The sequence below is a fragment of the Acinetobacter sp. YH12251 genome (genome assembly GCF_013417465.1).
GTDB lineage: Bacteria > Pseudomonadota > Gammaproteobacteria > Pseudomonadales > Moraxellaceae > Acinetobacter > Acinetobacter amyesii.
In genome coordinates this window covers 331,654-352,769 of record NZ_VPDZ01000002.1, presented here as the reverse complement: position 1 = coordinate 352,769, position 21,116 = coordinate 331,654, and the positions used below count along the sequence as shown (strand labels likewise).

General features: G+C 38.6%; 16 protein-coding genes and 1 tRNA gene. 6 read left to right on the top strand and 11 right to left on the bottom strand.

From position 1 onward, the window contains the following. Positions 1–42: 42 nt before the first annotated feature. The 6 genes from FTV27_RS02410 to crp all read right to left on the bottom strand — a co-directional run bounded on the left by FTV27_RS02410 (position 43) and on the right by crp (position 8,713). Positions 43–1,209 carry a GNAT family N-acetyltransferase gene (locus tag FTV27_RS02410; RefSeq protein ID WP_180076969.1) on the bottom strand — a complete coding sequence of 389 codons (1,167 nt, stop codon included), beginning with the start codon at positions 1,207–1,209 and terminating at the stop codon, positions 43–45. Between the two features lies 1 nt (position 1,210). Continuing rightward, entirely contained in the window at positions 1,211–2,761 is a 1,551-nt protein-coding gene (locus FTV27_RS02405; protein WP_180076968.1) for a GH3 auxin-responsive promoter family protein, read from the bottom strand. Further along, positions 2,761–3,597, bottom strand: coding sequence for a hypothetical protein (locus FTV27_RS02400; protein WP_306423179.1), 837 nt, complete (start codon positions 3,595–3,597; stop codon positions 2,761–2,763). Before FTV27_RS02400 ends, FTV27_RS02405 begins: the two co-directional genes overlap by 1 nt. Before the next feature lie 225 nt (positions 3,598–3,822). Next, positions 3,823–6,402 (bottom strand): ATP-dependent chaperone ClpB, encoded by a 2,580-nt coding sequence (gene clpB / locus FTV27_RS02395; RefSeq protein WP_180076966.1) that lies wholly within the window; start codon positions 6,400–6,402, stop codon positions 3,823–3,825. A gap of 347 nt (positions 6,403–6,749) precedes the next feature. Then, a complete protein-coding gene (locus FTV27_RS02390) occupies positions 6,750–7,799 on the bottom strand; it encodes an NADP(H)-dependent aldo-keto reductase (RefSeq protein WP_111884249.1) in 1,050 nt (349 codons plus the stop codon). Between the two features lie 203 nt (positions 7,800–8,002). Beyond that, positions 8,003–8,713: a cAMP-activated global transcriptional regulator CRP gene (gene crp / locus FTV27_RS02385; RefSeq protein ID WP_078191819.1), complete on the bottom strand. Its 711-nt coding sequence runs from the start codon at positions 8,711–8,713 to the stop codon at positions 8,003–8,005. Positions 8,714–8,861: 148 nt separating this feature from the next. On the opposite strand from crp, the gene FTV27_RS02380 reads away from it, so the two are divergent. From FTV27_RS02380 to FTV27_RS02355, 6 genes are all read left to right on the top strand, one after another. Continuing rightward, a complete protein-coding gene (locus FTV27_RS02380) occupies positions 8,862–9,290 on the top strand; it encodes an OsmC family protein (RefSeq protein ID WP_078191820.1) in 429 nt (142 codons plus the stop codon). 642 nt (positions 9,291–9,932) lie between these two features. After that, on the top strand, positions 9,933–10,466 hold the full coding sequence (locus FTV27_RS02375; protein WP_078189196.1) for a fimbrial protein: 534 nt from the start codon (positions 9,933–9,935) through the stop codon (positions 10,464–10,466). Between the two features lie 75 nt (positions 10,467–10,541). Next, positions 10,542–11,273 (top strand): molecular chaperone, encoded by a 732-nt coding sequence (locus FTV27_RS02370; RefSeq protein WP_078191821.1) that lies wholly within the window; start codon positions 10,542–10,544, stop codon positions 11,271–11,273. A 65-nt stretch (positions 11,274–11,338) separates the two neighbouring features. After that, the gene (locus tag FTV27_RS02365) at positions 11,339–13,918 is read left to right on the top strand and encodes a fimbria/pilus outer membrane usher protein (RefSeq protein ID WP_180076965.1); all 2,580 of its coding nucleotides are present in this window, start codon (positions 11,339–11,341) and stop codon (positions 13,916–13,918) included. Next, the gene (locus tag FTV27_RS02360; protein ID WP_180076964.1) at positions 13,915–14,937 is read left to right on the top strand and encodes a fimbrial protein; all 1,023 of its coding nucleotides are present in this window, start codon (positions 13,915–13,917) and stop codon (positions 14,935–14,937) included. Before FTV27_RS02365 ends, FTV27_RS02360 begins: the two co-directional genes overlap by 4 nt. A 115-nt stretch (positions 14,938–15,052) precedes the next feature. Further along, entirely contained in the window at positions 15,053–15,346 is a 294-nt protein-coding gene (locus FTV27_RS02355; RefSeq protein ID WP_078191824.1) for a hypothetical protein, read from the top strand. Between the two features lie 429 nt (positions 15,347–15,775). Here FTV27_RS02355 and FTV27_RS02350 read toward each other — a convergent pair whose 3' ends face one another. From FTV27_RS02350 to FTV27_RS02330, 5 genes are all read right to left on the bottom strand, one after another. Beyond that, complete coding sequence (locus FTV27_RS02350) at positions 15,776–16,741, bottom strand: DUF3644 domain-containing protein (RefSeq protein ID WP_078191825.1); 966 nt, start codon at positions 16,739–16,741, stop codon at positions 15,776–15,778. 217 nt (positions 16,742–16,958) lie between these two features. Further along, positions 16,959–17,035 (bottom strand) — tRNA-Val (locus FTV27_RS02345). A gap of 31 nt (positions 17,036–17,066) precedes the next feature. After that, a complete protein-coding gene (locus FTV27_RS02340; RefSeq protein WP_180076963.1) occupies positions 17,067–19,079 on the bottom strand; it encodes a DUF3488 and transglutaminase-like domain-containing protein in 2,013 nt (670 codons plus the stop codon). Positions 19,080–19,082: 3 nt separating this feature from the next. After that, a complete protein-coding gene (locus tag FTV27_RS02335) occupies positions 19,083–19,988 on the bottom strand; it encodes a DUF58 domain-containing protein (protein ID WP_180076962.1) in 906 nt (301 codons plus the stop codon). 12 nt (positions 19,989–20,000) lie between these two features. Continuing rightward, positions 20,001–20,957: a MoxR family ATPase gene (locus tag FTV27_RS02330; RefSeq protein ID WP_180076961.1), complete on the bottom strand. Its 957-nt coding sequence runs from the start codon at positions 20,955–20,957 to the stop codon at positions 20,001–20,003. Positions 20,958–21,116: the final 159 nt, after the last annotated feature.

Here is a 21,116-nt window from a genome sequence, read left to right as displayed (position 1 = left end):
ATTTGGCAGTTTTAATTGATTTTTTGATGGCTATCACTTCAACTATATACGCCCAGCTTCAAAATAACTTATACGTTTACGATCAAAAGCTGCATATGGATTGCCTTTAAAACTATGAAAATAGTGCTTGGCTTTTAACACGTGAGAGGTGGTATTTTTCATCCATCCTATACGTGGGTCCTTCTCTGCCAGAGTGATGCAATAGGTTTCTTTGCCACGTCGCTTGGTCTGTTGCTTGGCATGAAAAACTAAACTTGCAAATACATCTAGATGTTCAGGATGACATAGTGGACTATGCAGCATTAAATAATCGAAAGTTCCCTGAATTTTTGGCAGTGATAATACACCACGCACACTGGCGTAGGCATTATAAAAAGGCTTCATCAACTTTAATGAACGCGAATAGTCGATTACGCGGGTTTGTTTAAAACTCTTTTGATTCCATAATCCATAGAGTCCAACCAACTGATTGTGCTGATCATAAATCAAATAAAAATCATCCAGATTTAAGCCTGCCCAAAATGGATTTTGACCATCAACCAAGGCATTAAAATCATAGCTAGGTAAAAAATTATAATGGTCTTTCATTTTTAAAATGAAATCATTTGCTTCATCTACACTTTCAGCAGTCAGCGTTTTAAATTGATATTGATTGAAAGTTTTTGGTTTCACTGCCTGTGAAACAGTATAGGTTCGGATTTCGTCATAAAAATATGGCAATGGAAAACCTGATCTTTCATGATGTAAAATACTAGCAGCGACAGTATTGGCGTTTAAAACTACACTTTCAAAAATCGTATCTTGCGGAATTTCATCGTGGACATAGTCCATTAATAAGCGCATGACTTTAGCACCACGATAAGCTGGATTCATTCTTAAATCGGCAACATAACGCATTAGGTCAGGCTGACCATTGATATAACAATAACGCCATCCCAAATTCATCATCGCAATCACGATAGATGGATCATCCACAGGGACAACCACTTTTAAATCTGGTCGATTATACTGCGCGTGGCTAGCAGCTAAATAACTCGGGTGACGCTCATAAGATAATGTAATACCATTACTTGGCACAGTCTCAGCACTAATTTTCATTAGTTGCTCATCATCTTCGACAGTCGCATTTCGAACCGCAAACTTAGTCTCATTCTTTGAATGATATAGCGCCGTTTCATCGAACGGTGCATCTAACACATCGATATCCATCTCAATACTCAATTATTTTTGTTTTCATTTTCTTAAGCGGCTCAAGCTTAATATTCCCTTCAATCATGCCATTGTTCATGGCTAATGTTTTGTAGTAGTCCCAAGCATCTTGTACATGTACCACTTCAGGTTCATCCAACTGCCCTAGATCGCGTGCCAATTCATAATGAAAATTATGTTTAAGCAAACGGTCTAGTGCTTGAGCGGAGGGTTGTTTGTCTGTATTACCTTCACTGAGTAAAATATAGTGTGGCTTTTTAACCGAACATTGTTCAATACCCAAGATACTAATCGGCAAATAATCCGCTTGTTTAAACTCTGCAAGCACTTTAACTGCAGCATTGTGGTCGAGCTTTTCTCCGACCAAATCTACCGTCATTTTGCGACCTAAAAATTTGAAGCATGGCACTTGCTGATAAAAGTCTGTGACTTCTAATTCATCATCAATCACATAACGAATTAATCCTGAACCTGTCGTGATCACAGGACTAACGATATCGCCTATTTTCAGTTGCCAAGATGGCACCACTTTTTGGCTGTCCTGCAAAATAAATTCATAAAAATGTGACTGATAACTTAAGGTAAAACGCTCTGCAAATGGAATCGTTACTACGCCTTCAGTTGCCCATAAACCTTTACCTTCAAATGCTACACCTGCAATTCGTTGCTGGAGTTGTACTGCCCACTGCTCTGCGCTCGCTGTATCCCAACTCGAAACCAGACTGAGTTTAGGCCACAGTTTTTTCCACGCCGATGCTTGGGTCAAATCCAAGTCTTGTAAGCGATAGCATTGTTGACAAGATTTAGGAACTTGCAGAAAACTCAATCCCTCACGTTGCCATTGTCCAGTTTTCAAGACCTGCACAATTTCAGCTTGATGTTCTTGAATAATATCCAACAATTGCAAAGCAAATGTAGGACTCCATACCGAAATCATGCCTAAATGCTTATCTGCAACGAGATACACCGCAGTTGCAAACATGGCATCTTCGGCTGAATTCGCCATCGCAATTTCAGTCGGTACCGACTGGGTAATTTTACTCAACACTCGCTTCGACAGATTAAGCAGCGCACTGTCATCATTCAAATTACTATTTTCTAAAAGCTTTCTCTGGCTTTCAGGCAACCATGAAACCGACCAATAATGCGTTGAGTTTTTCAGTTGTGGATGAGTTCGGTATAAATTGGTGAGCCATAACCCAATAGCTTCATCCAATTCATCTAAAAAAGCCTGAGTATAGGGAATGAATTTAATTGCTTCACTCGACCCACTGGTCGGTTGAAAACGGACAATTTTTTCAGGCCCCAAACAATTTTTGCCACTTTGTCTGGATTGTTCAATTTGGCTTTTCCAATTACTATAACGCGAAAGCGGATATTTTTTGGAAAATTGCTCATAGCTTAGATTTTGCGAAATGTGCTGCTTTAAAAAATGGCTTAATTTTTTACGTTGCACATTTTCCAGCTGATTTGCCTGCTGTGTATAGCGTTGAAATGCTTTACGGCAGGCAATATTCAAAACTTGATGTGCAGTGGTGAGAAGCAATCCCATTAGGCCACCTTCGAGTCTGAACCTGTCGCAATATGCAATGTACGCGACTTATAACGTAACTTGCTTTCATGTTTACTCACACTGGTGGTCTTGGTTAAGAATCGATTTACATAACGGTATAAATCGCTCCAACGTAATTCACCAATGCACGGTAGTTCAGTTCCATCGACCCACGTTGGGTTCTTATCTTCAAAAAAAGCAATCTTGGTATTGTTTTCGCGCATCTCATGGGTGATTGGCGCAACATCTGCTTTGAGTGGCTGGTAGTCTTCGCCAAAATTCAGAAGACCTGTTTCATGGTTATAGTATTCTGAGAAATATTCTTTACAGTACGATTCGACAAAGTCTTTGAGATGGGCATTTTTCTCACCATAATGTGGATAGTAGCTGTAGTAGTTATTGGCTAAGAGCAGATAAGTTTTAAAGCCTTTAGAGATTAAAATCCAATATACAGGGGTTCTTGGATGACGAAATTTAAAACTAATAATATAACGGAACATTGCTCGAGTTAATGCACGATTCCCCCAATACTCTTTCTCAATAATGGTATCACCACTGAAAAAAGCATGTCGGGCTTTACCATCAACAATAAAGTCACGCTCCATAACCGTCGAGAATCCGACAATTTGATTATTTTTCGGTTCAATAATGAAAAAAACACCGGTTTTTTCTAAGAAGTCGCGTTCAAAAATTTCATAACGGGTATTGGCATAATATTTTTGGTAAATACCATACATGCGTTTGAGTTCTTGAACAGTGATATCATCTGTACGTTTATATAAACTATAAGGTTCTTTTTTGATCTGCCTAAGCAGTTTAAATTCCATCATAATCATAATTTCCTGTTGCCATTCATTCATAATGAACGAGCGATATTGTTTTTGTTTTACAGAACACAGTCATCTCGTTGGATGTGTGCGGACGTCATCTTAGTGGGTGAAAATGATGAAATGCAATGAACTTTACGTATTTAAACGAAAATTACGACAAGCGTAAAATTAAAAAACCCGGCCTAAACCGGGTTTCTGTTTTTACAACTGGATGTAGCAGATTTGTGCTTTTTAGTTGAGTTTTAACTTTTCAAAAGTTAGGTGATCTCCTTCCGCTTGAACGACAATCGTATCGCCCGGTTGGAAAGCACCTGATAAGATTTTCTGTGCCAATGTATTTTCAACTTGTTGTTGGATAGCACGTTTCAGAGGACGTGCGCCATACACAGGGTCAAAACCAGCATCGATAAGCAATTCAAAGGCACTATCTTCAACCGCCAAACTCATGTCTTTGTCAGCCAAACGTGAACGTAAGCGATCCAACTGAATATCCGCAATGCCACGAATTTGCGCTTTTTGTAAAGAGTGGAAAACTACCAACTCATCAATACGGTTCACAAATTCAGGTCGGAAATGTTCAGATACCGCAGCCATAACCACAGCGCGAACTTCGTCTTTCGACGGGTTTTCACCTAATTCACGAACATCGGTTGAACCTAAGTTCGAGGTCATCACGATCACGGTGTTTTTGAAATCAATCACACGGCCTTGTGAGTCTGTTAATCGACCATCATCCAACACTTGAAGTAAGATGTTAAAGACATCTGGATGTGCTTTTTCAACCTCATCAAACAACACTACACTATAAGGTTTACGACGAACAGCCTCGGTTAACACACCACCTTCTTCATAACCCACATAGCCCGGAGGCGCACCTACTAAACGGCTCACAGAATGCTTTTCCATAAACTCTGACATGTCGATACGAATAATCGCATCATCACTGTCAAATAAGAAATTACCTAAAGCTTTGGTTAACTCAGTTTTACCTACACCTGTAGGCCCAAGGAATAAGAATGAACCACTTGGGCGGTTTGGATCGGATAATCCTGCACGAGAACGACGCACCGCATTCGACACTGCTACGACAGCTTCATCTTGACCAACTACACGGTTATGTAAGAACTCCTCCATGTGTAAGAGTTTTTCACGTTCACCTTGCAGCATTTTCGCAACAGGAATACCTGTAGCCGCACTTACCACTTCAGCGATTTCATTTTCAGTGACTTTGGTACGAATCAGTTTCGGTTCTTCATTCACCTCGGCAACTTCTTCTTCATTCAAGCGTTTTTGCAACTCAGGAATAACACCATATTGCAAACGGCTTGCTTCTGCTAAATCACCTTCACGTTGTGCTTTTTCAAAGGCAGTACGTGCTTTATCTAGCTCGATTTGAGCCTGATTCGTGCCGTCAACCAAACGTTTTTCCGCAATCCACACTTCCTCCAAATCACTATATTCTTTTTGAACTTCAGCAATTTGTTTTTCTAGGTGCTCAACTTCAGCTTTTGAGACTGAATCTGCATCTTTTTTCACCGCTTCTAACTGCATTTTCAATTGAATTAGGCGACGATCTAAACGGTCTAATGGCTCAGGTTTTGAGTCAATTTCCATTTTAATTCGTGATGCTGCTTCATCAATCAAATCAATGGCTTTGTCTGGCAACTGACGGTCTGTGATGTAACGGTGTGACATTTTTGCCGCAGCAATAATCGCTGAGTCTAAAATTTGCACACCATGATGGGTTGCATATTTGTCTTTTAGACCACGTAAAATCGCAATGGTATCTTCCACACTCGGTTCATCAACGATCACTTTTTGGAAACGACGCTCTAATGCTGCATCTTTCTCGATATATTGGCGGTACTCATCTAAGGTGGTTGCACCTACACAGCGTAGCTCACCACGCGCCAATGCAGGTTTAAGCATGTTACCAGCATCCATTGCACCATCGCCTTTACCTGCGCCAACAAGCGTATGTAATTCGTCAATGAAAAGAATAATCTCGCCATCATATTTGGCTAAATCTTTTAGAACTGCTTTAAGACGTTCTTCAAATTCACCGCGGTATTTTGCACCTGCAAGCAATGAACCAAGGTCGAGTGAAAGTACACGTTTACCTTTCAGACTTTCAGGAACTTCGCCATTAACAATACGCTGTGCCAAACCTTCTACAATCGCAGTTTTACCCACACCCGGCTCACCAATCAGTACGGGGTTGTTTTTACTACGACGCGATAAAACTTGAATGGTACGACGAATCTCTTCGTCACGACCAATAACTGGATCTAACTTACCTTCTAATGCACGTACATTGAGGTCTAAGGTATATTTGTTGAGTGAATCACGTTGATCTTCGTGGTTATTACTCATGACTTGTTCACCGCCTCGTATTTGTTCAATTGCACTACGTAATTTATCTGTCGTTACGCCTACACTATTTAATAAGGTTTTGGTTTTACCCGTTTCAGCTAAGCCAAGAATCACCCAATCTGTAGAAAGAAACTCATCTCCAGCTTTTTGAGCAAAACTGTCAGCTAAATTCAGCGCCTTGACTGCTTCAGGATTTAGGTTGATGTCCCCTGTCGGCGTAGCAATGGTGGCGGTATCCTGTAGGGCTTGCTGAAGCTTGGTTTTTAACTCAGGAAGATTAGCACCTGCCTGTTGTAACAAGTTTTGGTTCGACGGCTCTTCAAGCAATGTCGAAAGAATATGGATTCCTTCAATGGCTGTATGGTCTTTCCCCATTGCTAAAGATTGGGCATCGGATAATGCTTGCTGCAAACGGTTTGTGAATTTTTCGAATCGCATTCTTGTTATTCCTCACAACAAATTCTGTACTTGAAGCATATATGGGAGTCATATTTAAAATTTCAAATACATTTTTTAAATATTTTTCAATGAGTTAATTTTAAGATAAAGATAAATCTCAATTATAATATTGGTATAAATAGAATACTTTTCAAGTCATTTATTGAAGAATTTAGTACTTTATTATATTGTTTAAATACATATGTATTTTTAGGCAATTTTCTTGTCAACTCAACTGACTTTCTGACAATAAAATTCAATGATTTTCCATTTGCTTAAATAATACAAATGTCAAAAAAGCCCACATTTACATGCAGGCTTTTGCTTAATCCACTAAAAAGTTCAGCTTAAGGTGCAGGATTTGGCTGTTGGCGATGAATATCTTCAATCCCTTTTAAAATGTCTTCTGATAAATTCACATCAAACGCATCAATATTTTCTTTCAACTGATCTAGATTTGTCGCACCAATGATTGTACTGGTGACAAAAAATTGCTGCTTAATAAATGCAAGTGCTAACTGTGTCAACGTTAAACCATGCTGTTCAGCCAATTGTGCATATTGTTCTGTTGCCCATTCACTCTCCGCATTTGAATAGCGGCTAAAGCGTGAAAATAGTGTCACTCGAGCATTGGCAGGACGTGCACCATGACGGAATTTACCTGTTAGATAACCAAATGCTAAAGGTGAATATGCCAATAAGCCCACGCCTTCGTAATGTGCAATTTCAGATAAACCGATTTCATAAGTACGATTCAACAAACTATATGGATTTTGCACACTGACAATTTTTTCTAAACCATGCTTTTCTGCAAGTTGTAGGAATTTCAACGTTCCCCATGGCGTTTCATTAGATAGTCCAATTGAGCGAATTCGACCTTTTTTCACCTCATGACTTAAAGCAACTAATGTTTCTTCTAAATTGGTAATAGTTTGCGTACTGTTTGCTTCGGCATTGCCATAACCCAATTTACCGAAAAAGTTGGTTGGACGTTGCGGCCAATGCAACTGGTATAAGTCAAGATAATCTGTTTGTAAGCGCAGAAGAGAATGATCCAGTGCAGACTCAATTTCCGAAGCAATAAATTTAGTTTGCCCGTCACGAATATGACTACCGCCTTGTGACGGTCCTGCAATTTTTGAAGCTAAGATTATTTTATCGCGGCCACCGCGAGCTGCAATCCAGTTACCTATAATAGTTTCAGTCGAACCTTGGGTTTCAGGTTTCGGCGGGACAGGATACATTTCTGCAGTATCCCAAAAGTTAAGACCACGCTCTAAAGCATAATCCAGTTGCTCGAAAGCTTCTGCTTGGGTGTTTTGTTCACCAAACGTCATGGTGCCTAAACAAATTTCTGGAACTAATATGCCTGTATGTGCCAATGGTTTAAATTGCATGCCGCAAATTCCCTCTTTATTTTAAATATCAATATATAAGTCACGAAGTAGCTTACATAAGATATCGGCTTTGTTTAAATCATAATTTTCTGTTTATTTGTCAAAAAATGTGAGAAAGGTTGCTTCCGCTATAATAGTGAGAAATGAATGGACATAAAAAAAGCAAACCCCTGAGTTTGCTTTTTTTAGATTCGGAAGACTGATTATTCTTCGTCGTCGAAATCGTCAGAAGCCAATTGGCTTTTCTCTTCAAGCGATGCATCAAAAATTAGAATCGCTTTACCATCAGTTTCAATCATGCCTTGCTCTTCAAGTGTTTTTAGAACACGACCAACCATTTCACGGGAACAACCCACGATACGACCAATCTCTTGACGAGTAATACGAATCTGACGACCATTCGGCAAAATCATTGCCTCTGGTTGTGAAGATAAATCAATTAAGCAACGTGCAATTCGACCTGATACGTCAATAAACGCAAGGTCAGTTACTTTACGCGTCGTATTTTTAAGACGGCGTACAAGCTGTGCAAATACCGCATAACTTAAGTCTGGGTATTGTTTACTTAATTCATGAAAGTTTTCATAGGTAATCTCAGCAATTTCACATACATCTCGCGTACGCACTTCTGCAGTACGCTGTGCATTTGCTTCGAATAGACCCATTTCCCCAAAAAAGTCACCCGCATTTAAGTACGCAACCACAATTTCACGCTCATCATCTTCGCGTAAAATGATAGATACTGAACCCTTAAGAATTAAATACAAAGATTTAGATTCTGAGCCCGCATCAATGATTGTTGTACGTTTTGGGTAACGATTAATATATGCACGTTTTAATAATGCCTTCACCGACTCAGGTAACTGCCCCGGAGATAGCGCATCTGTGCTAAGTTGTGAAAAGTTTGAAGTCATGCTAACAGTTTCCGAATATGGATAATTTATAGATCGCACAAGACCTAAAGTGAACTTGTCACACGTAAGAGTTGAAATTCCTTATCAACTCAATTTATGTTAGTGTACAGGTACTGCGTAAATTTATAGCTTTTTTTAGGGACTTGCAATGCAAACTAGTGTTCATTGGCTAGAGAATGTTGCTTTTGAAGCAAAAACTCAAAGTGGTCACACTGTTATGATGGATGGATCACAAGAATATGGCGGTGAAAACCGTGGTCCGCGCCCAATGGAACTGATTTTAACAGGACTTGGTGGTTGTGCATCTTTCGATATTGTGACGATTTTAAAGAAAGCACGCCAAGACATTACTGATGTTCGTTGTGAATTAAATGCAGAACGTGCCGACACTATTCCTGCTGTATTCACTAAAATTCATTTGCACTTTGTAGTCACTGGTCATGGCGTGAAGGAAAAGCAAGTTGCAAAAGCGGTTGAACTTTCTGCTGAAAAATACTGTTCTGCTAGTAAAATGCTGATGGATGGTGGTGTAGAAATTACTCATGACTTCGAAATTTTAGAAACTGAAGATGCATAATTTATTTGTTCAATTAAGAGCCGCATAGAATGCGGCTTTTTTGTTTCAAATAATCCGCTATAGCATACATTGTATAAAGCACTGCTATATAGTCATAAACGCAGAAATATGAGCCAAAGAAGTTTGGCTTAATCACTTAAACAATCAATATCCAAATTGATGTATTTGCACATAGATGCATTTACATCCAATTCCATCTCATGATGAATTTACGACTCTCCCCCTATGAGTCTATATTAGGCTAAATTACGATTGGAAACGATCGCGGTTAATACCTTTCATATAAGTAGATTTGATTCAACCATATTCTCGATAACACTTTAATTAATTAAAACTTTAATAAATCTGTCATCAATTTGTTGATTTGACCATTCACTCTGTAAATTTACAAAAATATTTAAATTACTTTTCACTTAATTAAACTCTTAATTTTTATTAAAAGGCTTCATAAGCATTTATTTTAAATAATAATAAATTATAAATTAACTAACTATACAACTGTAGTTTAATTCAACAATAAAAACACATAATTTAAATTTAATGTGACGTGGTTTACATTTTTAAAATCAGCGGTTAATCTTCTGTTACCAAAGCGGTACACCACCAATGACAAACAAAGCCTATTTTTTCGGGAAAAGTAAAATGAAAAAGATCGTTCTAATTGCTGCTACAACAATTCTAGGTATCAGCGCTGCAAATGCTGCTGATGGCACTATCACTATCAATGGTTTAGTTACAGATAAAACTTGTGACATCGTTACCCCTCAAGGTAAAGATTTCACTGTAACTTTACCTACTGTGTCTAAGCAAACTCTTGCTAAAGCAGGTGATGTTGCTGGCCGTACTCCGTTCACAATCAACTTAGCAAACTGTTCAGAAGGTAAAGTTGCTACTTATTTTGAACCAGGTGCAACTGTTGATTTTGCTTCAGGCCGCTTAAACAACCAAGATGCTGCTGGCGCGAAAAACGTTCAAGTACAACTTTTAGGTTCAAACAATCTATTCGTTCCAGTTCTTGCAGCTGGTGCTAATGGCGCGCAAACAAACTCACAATGGGTTGACGTTGCTGACCAAGGTTCTGCTGACTTGAACTACTATGCAGAATACTACGCAACTGACGCTTCTACTGCTGGTAAAGTAACAACTTCTGTTCAATACACCATTATTTACCAATAATCGTTATTGCAACTGAGAGCCGATGCAGTTCGCTGCATCAGCTCACTCATTAAATACCCTTTGTGAGAATAAGTTATGCGCTTTAAGCCTTCCCTTTTCAAAACTGCACTTTTAGCTGGGCTGTTCCCTTTTACTGCTGCAAATGCCGAAATTATTATTCACGGCACACGTGTCATTTACCCTTCAGATGCGCGTGAAATTACTTTGCAAGTGAGTAACAATGGCAACAAACCGTCGCTAGTACAGGCTTGGATTGATGAAGGAAATGCTTCAAGTACCCCTGACCAATCACAAGCTCCTTTTATGATTACTCCACCTATTTCACGGGTAGATAGTCAAAAAGGGCAAACTTTACGTATTTCTGCCTTACCTAAAGCAGGCAGCTTAAGTAAAACCCAAGAAACTTTATATTGGTTGAATATTTTAGATATTCCACCAAAACCGACTGCAAAAAATGTAAATGATGTACCAGAAAACTTTTTACAACTGGCAATCCGTTCACGTATCAAGTTCTTTTACCGTCCGAGTGAGCTAAAAGATGATGTAAGCACTGCGCCATCTAAGCTTCAATGGTCTGTACAAGGTAATCAGCTAAATGTGAAAAATCCGACACCATTTCATATTACGCTGACCTCAATTAATCAAGACAATGCAGGTAAACGTATTGACTTAATTAATGAAGGCTTGATGCTTAAACCTTTTTCTGAAGACCATGTAGCACTAAAAACAGCGAATACTTCAAAAATGGTTTTCACCAGTATTAATGACTACGGTGGACGTGTGGAATTACCAATTAAAGTGCAATAGCTTCAAATAAACAAAAGTAAATTCATTTAAAAGCACCTATTTCCAATGAATAGGCGGACAGTTTCATGCAAAAAAAACAACAAAGTCTAAAATGGGTTAAACGTCACATCAGCTATTATATTGCTTGCGGCGTTATTACACTCAGCATGCCTGCTCTTGTTCATGCAGCTGAAACCGAAGTAAAGCCAACTGTTGCTGAAGAAGCAGAGTTTGACTCAGCTTTTTTAATTGGCGACGCAAAAAAAATCGATGTTGAGCGTTTTAAATTTGGCAATCCAATTTTGCCTGGCGAATATAATCTTGATGTCTATGTCAATGGAAACTGGTTTGGCAAGCATCGTATCGTATTTAAAGCCTTAGATAATAAAGAAAATGCCTTTACCTGTTTCTCTGAAAATAGCCTGATTCAATATGGCGTAAAGCCTGATGCTTTAAAAAAAACAGCTGATGCACTTCCGAATGTAGCGCCATGTCAAAAAATTGAGCAATGGATTGATGATGCCTATTATGAATATGACAGTTCTCGCCTGCGTATTGATATTTCAATTCCACAAATTGCCATGCAAAAAAATGCGCAAGGTTATGTAGATCCAAGTGTATGGGATCGTGGAATCAATGCTGCTTTTCTTTCATACAATGCCAGCGCTTACAAAACATTTGACCGCATGCAAGGCCGTCAAGAACGCACAAATGCGTTTACCTCTATAAATGCAGGCGCCAATCTTGCAGGTTGGCAATTTCGACATAACGGACAATGGCAATGGCAGGATGGCGACCAAAGTAACAATGAAAATCCATCCGAAAGCCAAAGCAGTTATGATGCTGTCAGCACTTATGTACAGCGCGCATTTCCTAAATATAGAGCCGTACTGACTTTAGGTGACAGCTATACCGATGGCGAAATTTTCGATTCATTCGGTTATCGCGGTGTAGATATCTCCAGTGATGACCGTATGCTGCCAAACAGCATGATTGGCTATGCACCGCGTATTCGAGGCAATGCAAAAACCAATGCAAAAGTGGAAGTACGCCAGCAAGGTCAGCTGATTTACCAAACAACTGTAGCGCCGGGCAACTTTGAAATTAATTACCTCTACCCTACAGGTTTTGGCGGTGAACTTGAAGTTGCTATCTTGGAAGCTAGCGGTGAAATTCAGCGTTTTAACGTTCCTTATGCATCTGTTGTACAAATGCTGCGCCCGGGCATGAGCCGTTATTCGATCACTGCTGGTCAATTCCGTGATAAAGACATTGATCTTGATCCTTGGATTGTGCAGGCAAAATATCAGCGGGGTTTACACAACTACATTACGGCTTTTACTGGTGTACAAAGTGCAGAAGACTATACTGCTCTGACCTTGGGCAGTGCCTTCGCTACACCTGTTGGTGCAATATCACTGGACGTGACCCATTCTCAAGCTGATTTCAAAAAACGTGATAGCGAAAGTGGGCAAAGTTACCGTTTAAGTTACAGTAAACTTATTACGCCAACGAATACCAACTTAACTTTAGCCGCTTACCGCTACTCGACTGAAAACTTTTATAAACTGCGCGATGCTTTAATGATCCAAGATTTGGACGATAAAAGTATCAGTTCAAGTCATGTTGGTAAGCAGCGAAGTGAATTTCAAATTACTTTAAACCAAGGCTTGCCAGACAAATGGGGCAACGTTTATGCCACTGGCTCTTGGGTAGACTATTGGAACCGTCAGGAAACAACTCGCCAATACCAAATTGGCTACAGCAATACTTATAGCAGTTTAACTTATGGCTTATCTGCGATTAAACGTGTGGTCGAAGATACAGCAACTAAGCGCACCACCAATGATACAGAGTATATGTTGACGCTGTCCTTGCCTTGGACATTTAAGAAAAATTCAGTCAATTTCAACTCAATTACCACACAAGACAGCACAACTATTGGCATGAGCGGTACGGTCGGTGACAGATTCAATTACGGTACTTCTGTTTCAGATACTTATGGTAGTAATCCGAGCATGAACGTCAACGCTCAGTACCGCACTAACTTTGCTACTGTGGGTGGTTCATACAGTGTTTCTGATCAGTATCAGCAAGCAATGCTTTCTGCACGTGGTAATGTAGTTGCACATTCTAAAGGTGTACTGTTTGGCCCAGACCAAGGGCAAACCATGGTCTTGGTTTACGCACCTGAAGCAGCAGGTGCTAAAGTAAATAACGCAACAGGATTAAGTATCAATAAATCAGGCTATGCAGTTATTCCATATGTAACACCATACCGTTTAAATGACATTACGCTTGATCCACAAAATATGTCGACCAATGTAGAATTAGAAGAAACCAGCCAACGTATCGCGCCGTATGCTGGTGCAATTTCACAAGTTAGCTTTGCAACAAAATCCGGTAAAGCTATTTATATTCATGGTTTAACCTCAGAAGGTAAAACCCTACCATTTGCAGCTGAAGCATATAGCTCTCAAGGTGAAAATGTCGGCATGGTTGCACAAGGTAGCATGGTTTATTTGCGTACCAACCAAACAGCGGATACTGTCACCATCAAATGGGGCGATGAAGATACTGAGCAATGCCGCATTCAATACGATGTGACAAAACAAGCAGAAGATAAAAATCTCACCATGATCACGACTGAAGGTGTATGCCAATGAAAATGAAAATTGTTAATACCCTATTGCTGCTCGCTGGAACGGCTGGTCTGTCTGAAGCTTATGCTGCGTGTACACCACAATCTGGATTCAGATCGCAAGATGTCAGTATGTCTGTCGGCCGAGTTGTTGTTCGTCCAAGTGATGCGGTGGGTACAATATTAAGAAAAGCCACTTTTCCAATATCTTCAAATGGATCTACCATCCGATGTGATAGCGGTACTGCATCTACAATCAATGCTGTGTTAAGTCAGGGCTTTACACTCAGTCCATCTGGCAACTCTATTTACAATACTAATATTCCCGGCATTGGCATTCGGCTCTATCGTGAAGCTGAAGGTGCTTCAGGATTTTCAGGCTACTATCCGTATTCACGCGCTTTGTCTAGAAATACTACTTACAACTTAGCGAATGGCTATTTTGTGGTCGAAATTGTAAAAACTGCACCTACAACAGGTTCTGGCACATTAGTCCCTGGTCAATACAGCAGCTATTATGTAAATGGCTATGCGAACCAGCCACTACTGACCAGTACAGTTTATGGTAATGCGATTACCATTGCCTCTTCTTCATGTGAAATCCAAGGCAACATAAATAAAGTGGTCCAATTACCTACTGTTAATAAAGCAGACTTTAAAGGTGTAGGTTCTACTCAAGGTGAACAAGCATTTGATTTAAATATTCTGTGCAATGGCGGTAAAAACCCAACAGGATATGAAGAAAGCAATAAAATCAGTTTAAGCTTTGATTACAATGCTGCGGCAAATACCAATAATCAAGTCATTAATAATGATGCACCTGCAAATACCCGTGCACGCGGTGTCGGTACACAAATACTTTGGAATTATCAAAATCAAAACAAGGTCATTGCCAAAGGCAATAAACTAGCGCTTGGTACACTAAGTTCTAATCAAACGCTGCAATATAATGTGCCAATGAAGGCGCGCTATTATCAAACTGAGCCAACTGTTTCACCTGGAACAGTTCGAGGTATGGCAACCGTCACAATTGAATATGATTAATTTGATGCAAATCACTCTTTATAAGTTTTTTTTATGCATTGAATGAATTTTTCTTGTTATTAACAATATAGACGTGTATTTATTTAACTAAACATCTCAATAATGGGGAAAAGAGATGAAGTTAAATAAATATATAACTTTAATTGGTTCAATTGTATTTTGTGGCGTTGGGCCGCTTTGCCATGCTGAGCAAATCAATTTTAACGGAACAATTTCAGAATTTACCTGTGCACAGCAGTCGACAGAACAGGCTTGTTTAGATTTGAATAAAGCAATTATAAAACTGAAGATTCAACAAGATTCTAGTGCGAATTCTGCATTGAACAAACAAACATCCAAGACTGCGGATATTTCTATTGAGAACACAGAAAATCAAAACCGTAAAGTAATGGTTATTAATTATCATTGATCAGATTCAATTTAATTCGCAAAGTCTGAATAATTGATTTGGGCTTTGCAATATCTATTCCAATCTTTTGAATTAAAATAATTAACAATTTTATAATATATATAAAAATCACTTTAAATTTTATTTTTTCATTTTATAGTGCTCTGACATGTTAATTGGCTTAATTAATTTAATAAGATATATCATAAGTATTTAAGGCTATCTAACAAAAAAAATACTTAAACTCAGTATCCCCTTCTATTAGAACTAACGATAAATTTTAATATTTATTTAATGTGTAAAAAGCTTACAAACGTCTACTTTATTGTAAGAATTTGAATATACTTATAAATACGAGCAGACTCGAACTGCTGACCTCTACGATGTCAAAGTCAGATTTAACTGATTTATATCAATATTTTAATATCAATTTGACGCATACTTGTCGCATTATAGATTAGCACTTAACTCTGTTCGTACTAATTGAATCCATTTCTCATAATAATGCCAGTGCTTGTCAGCAACCATTGTACCAAAGCCATTTGCTGGGTTTTTTGCATCAAATTTTTTAACAAGCTGAGTATGGCTATGCATTGTGAAATTATCAAAACCTTCTTCTTTCATCTTACAGACCACTTGGCTGGGTAGAAACTTTGCCTTTTCTGTTTCTTTAATAACGGCATACTCTTTATTAAGACCAACTGCTAATGGAGAATCTGATTTAACGAATTCAATCACCTTATCGGCCTGACCACGACGATTCGCTGTTTTAGGAATAAAAAGTATCCTATATGCATATCTAGGATTCGCATACTCATCATCATTTAAAGATTTATCGAAATCCATAATATAAGAAGCAATATTTTTTGGTAGCCCATCTTGATCCATTAACATTTCTTTTTGCTCTGTATCAATTGATGAAAATTGCAAACTAAATGAAAGATGGTTTTCTATACCCAACTCTCTGCCAAAAAAGTCTTTAAGATATTCATTATAATTTAAACAACAAGCCTGAAATCTAGCACTAAGCAGATCATCAATTTTATTAGTCATTTGATGTTCAATTTCATGTCTCAATCCAATTAAGAACCTAAGGTTATTTGCTGTATCTTGATCGATTGGATTCTCGGTACAATTTAAGCATCTTTCCAACTCCCAGTATTTATAAGCGCCTTTATTGGTTCTATGAAATCTTTTTCTGCCCCTAGCATTATCAAAATAACGATATTCAATTTTATTGGCTCTGAAATATGCGTGTAATAAGTAAGTCCATGCAATATTCATTAACACTATGTAAGACTCTGCCTTAAAAGACATACTAGGATTATTGAATATTTGTACCGCGGCTAAAGCGGCTTCTCTTGATTTCTTAACTAATTCCCCTTTTACAGAGGCTATTTGTCTTAATCTTGTCATAACTCTCTAAATATTTAAAATTATTCAATCTTTCTAATTTAAACACTAGTTCAAAAACTAATCCAACAAATTGTTATTTTGACGTTTTTTTGACGCATTTCTTTGGGAAATTGGCGTTTTTGGAGGTTTTTCCCAATTTTAAGTTATAAGTTTAGTAAGAAACAGGCATAAAAAAAGACCTATAAGCATCTGATTTACTTATAAGTCCTTGATATCTTGGTAGGTATAAGCAGACTCGAACTGCTGACCTCTACGATGTCAACGTAGCGCTCTAACCAACTGAGCTATACACCTGAAGTCCAAGCATCATATTCATTTTTATTTTTTATGACAAGCCCTTTTCTGAGTTTTTTAAACTTTGCGTACAAGTTTTAAGCAAAGTCTTAAAACATTGAATATCTTGAGAACTTAGCGGAGTACCTACGTAAATTTCCTGCTCAAATAACTTGATGGATTGTTCAAATGAACGCCTTTCATGTTCAGGTACATTTTCAGCCAAACGTTGTAACCAATGCCTAAAACTTTCAGAAGTCAATTTTTGCTGGCTCAAGGGTAAATTCTTAGCAAACTTGGTAATTTCTCTTTCAAGAGGGCTTAAACTTTTTCTTTTTTTCCACAAAATCCATATAAAATATAATGCTACAATGCCACCAATACTCAAAATAAGAATTAAACCACCTGCATAAGCAGAATTTGTACCGAGCTTTTTAAACCATTGTTGTTGTGATTCAGCATTATAACCCACCACCTTGCTCTGCCATTGGTAACTCGCATAATCACTCCATACACGGACTTTTTTCAACATCGAAAATTGTTGATAGGCCCAAGTCGACTGCTGGCTCCCAAAAATTGTCCGATCTTGTTCCATATAATCCTGCATCCCCCCATCGATACGCTGCGGTGCGATCATGGCCGTCGGATCAATACGACGCCAATGTTGATTGACATAAACCTCTGTCCACGCATGTGCATCGAGCTGACGAACCTCCCAACTTTTTCCATCTGGTGCTAATTGACCACCTTGATATCCCACGACAATACGCGACGGTACGCCAACATAGCGCATCAACATTGCAAAACTTGAAGCAAAATGTTCGCAAAAGCCCTGTCTTGATCCAAATAAAAAATCATCTATCCGATTTTGCCCCAATACACCTGGGCTCAAGGTATATGCAAACCGATTTTGTTTATACCATTGCAAAACTTCGGTAATATACCGCTCAGGATTTTGACGACTTCTCTGCCATAAAGTTTGGGCCAATTGTTGTGATTGAACATCCAAGTTTTCAACATAGCGAGTGTTTAATTTTTCAAGTAAAGCTACATTTTTTATTTGTGGCGGCTCTGCACTTCCTAACCATTTCAGTTGAATCGGCTCTGTACGTGCTGTTAATCGGTAGGGTGTAATTCGACCATCTTGACCTAAAGCAAAACGTGCTTCATTGGGAACGGATTGCTCCAACGACATAATCCACATCACACTTGGATCGGCGGCCAAATATTGATAATTCAACGCCCGCTTGGTTTTTAACTCGGCTGGATTCAGCTGTATAACATTCTGGTTAAAAAAATGACTGGTCCATTTAGAACCATTATATTCATCTAAAGCCATCGCCCGCCAATACAGCTCTGTACGTGGTGGCAACGCTTGAATATCACCGATTATACGAAAAGCCAAACTACTCGACTGTGATAACTCAGCAATATCGCCCGGAGACATGCTGTCACTGATCCCTGTTGTGGCTTTATTTTCAGGAATAGGAATGTGCCATAGCGGTGGTAGGCGTGGAAAAAAGAGAAACAGTAAAATAAAAAATGGAACAGCTAAGGCAATAAATTTTCCCACATGCCCAATATCTTGTTTAATCGCTTGTACTTCACCGCCTGAGTTTTGGCTAAAACCAACGGTCTGTAAACGGTATAATCCAATAAAACAGCTCAACAGTGCCAATAAAATAACCAGTGCCATGGCGAAAGACTGGCTAAACAGAAAGCTACTGGCAATCACAAACATCGCAAAGTTAAATAAAATAATTACATCACGACGTGTTTTTGTTTCTAAAGATTTAGCAAATAAAAATGTACTGAGTACTACAACCCCTGCATCAACACCAATAAAGGTTTTATGGCTTAAGTAAATGCTGAATAAAGCAGTCAATGTCAGCACATAGGTTAAAATTTTAGAAAATGGTTTTTTACTGACGCGAGTATTGAGTAATAAAATAAGCCAAATGACTAAAAATACCAATGATGTCGCCACAGGGATATAAAGCATTTGTGCAATGAGCACCAAGGCTAAAGTGAGTAATATTGAGCGGCGTATTGTATTTTCAATCATCTCTTAAGCCTGCGCCAATAACCGTTTTGCTTCGGAAAAATGCAGTGTTCCAGTGCCTGATGCTAACTCAGCATTAGGTAAATACAGTGCATAGTGATCGTGATTTTGCTCAGCCTGCTCGACCAAACCCATCATAAGGCTAAGTTTTTCTTCATGACTTTGAGCTGGCATATAGTGATAATGAATCTCCAATTTCTTTAGATCTTCATATTGTTCAAAGACTTTCACATATAAGCCTTGTCCTCGTGCTGCTTGTTTCCAAGACACCGCATGAAGTGAATCCCCCGTCTGAAAACTCCGTAATTCGCGAAATTCATCAAGATCAGGTTCAAAGTTTTGCTGTTGTTGCTTATTTTCAACGGAATGCCAACTGGCTTGAGGTGCAACCCACGCTGGTTGCTGTACGTACAAATACGTCCAGGCCCGCACTAAACCAAAGGGATAGACACTATAAAGTTGTATGGGTGGAATCTGAAAAACACCGCGTTGGCTGGTTGTAAAATTTAATTGAAAGCAATGCTGTTGCGTATTGAACAATAATTTATGTAGCTGATTTTCAGTTTTAATCCACAAATATCTAGCCTGTTCAGCATCTTGTTTAAAGTAAATATCGACCGAAAGTAATTTACCTACTTGCGGGGTATCAACAACATTTATTTGAATCTGCAACGCATGAAGCTGTTTAAAAGTAATATAGAAACTAATACACAATACGGCGCTAATTAAAAAGCAAAAGCCTAAAATCAAGTTATTGGCATAATTCACGCCGGCAATAAAGGTGATGAAAATTAACACCAAATACAAGTAGCCTTGCTGATAGATAAAGATCAAGACATCTTTTTGAGTCAGCTGTTTATGCTGATCGATTTTAAATCGACGTTCAATCCATTGCTGCCACATTGAAGCCAAGGTTCAACTCCTTTATTGAATCGAAACTTGTTCTAAAAGCTTAAACGCTTCAAGATCTGACAACCCAATACGATGAGACACCACCGCAGCAAACACCGCTTGCACATCGTCAGGATTCACATAATTTCGCTGCTCAATCAGCGCATAGGCTTGCGCAGCTTTCTTTAAGGCTAAAACACCACGCGTAGAAAGACCATGTCTCCCTTTACGTGTTTCAGCAGCAAGATCCAAAATGTAATCCATCAAACGATCACTCAGATGTATCTGCTCGACAAAGCCTTGTAGTTGTAAAATTTCGGCTTCGTTAAAAATATGTGCTAATGCTGCAATCAGATCATGGCGTGAAGTTTGTTGGAGCAATAATTTCTCTGCCTGACGCGATGGATAACCTAAAGACAAACGCATTAAAAACCGGTCCAACTGGGACTCAGGTAAGGCATAAGTACCACTTTGAAATAAAGGGTTTTGTGTCGCAATCACCCAAAATGGTTGAGGCAAAGCATATCGTACACCATCGACCGTCACATAACCCTCTTCCATGGCTTCTAATAAAGCACTTTGGGTCTTAGGACTACAACGGTTGATTTCATCTGCCAATAATATTTGGGTAAAAATCGGCCCAGATTTAAATTCAAAATGATGTTCTTTTTGATTAAACATATTTACCCCAATCACATCGCTGGCCAACATGTCATTGGTAAATTGAATCCGTTGAAACTTTAATCCCGCCAAATGTGACAAGGCGCTAGATAATGTTGTTTTCCCTAAACCGGGTAAGTCTTCAAATAGCACATGCCCACCAGCCAATAGACAAGCTAAAGCCAATTTGGTTTGCTGGTTTTTATCCAAAATAATTTGGTTAATTTGTTCGAGGAAAGTATTTATTTTCGGGTAAAAAGGCGCAAGACTCTGCTCACTTAAAAGCGTTGATGTATTATTTTGTTGGCTTTTCTCTGATCCCCAAAACACCTTTTATTCCCCAATAAAAAAGTTAAATGAATGACTAAAATACAGTGTTTTATTTAAAAATACAGTGTTTATCTCCAAGCTATACCCAGTTCATTACTTTTAATAGATACGCTTGATATTTATTGAGTATACAAAAGGGTTGTTTTCGCTTCGACTGCT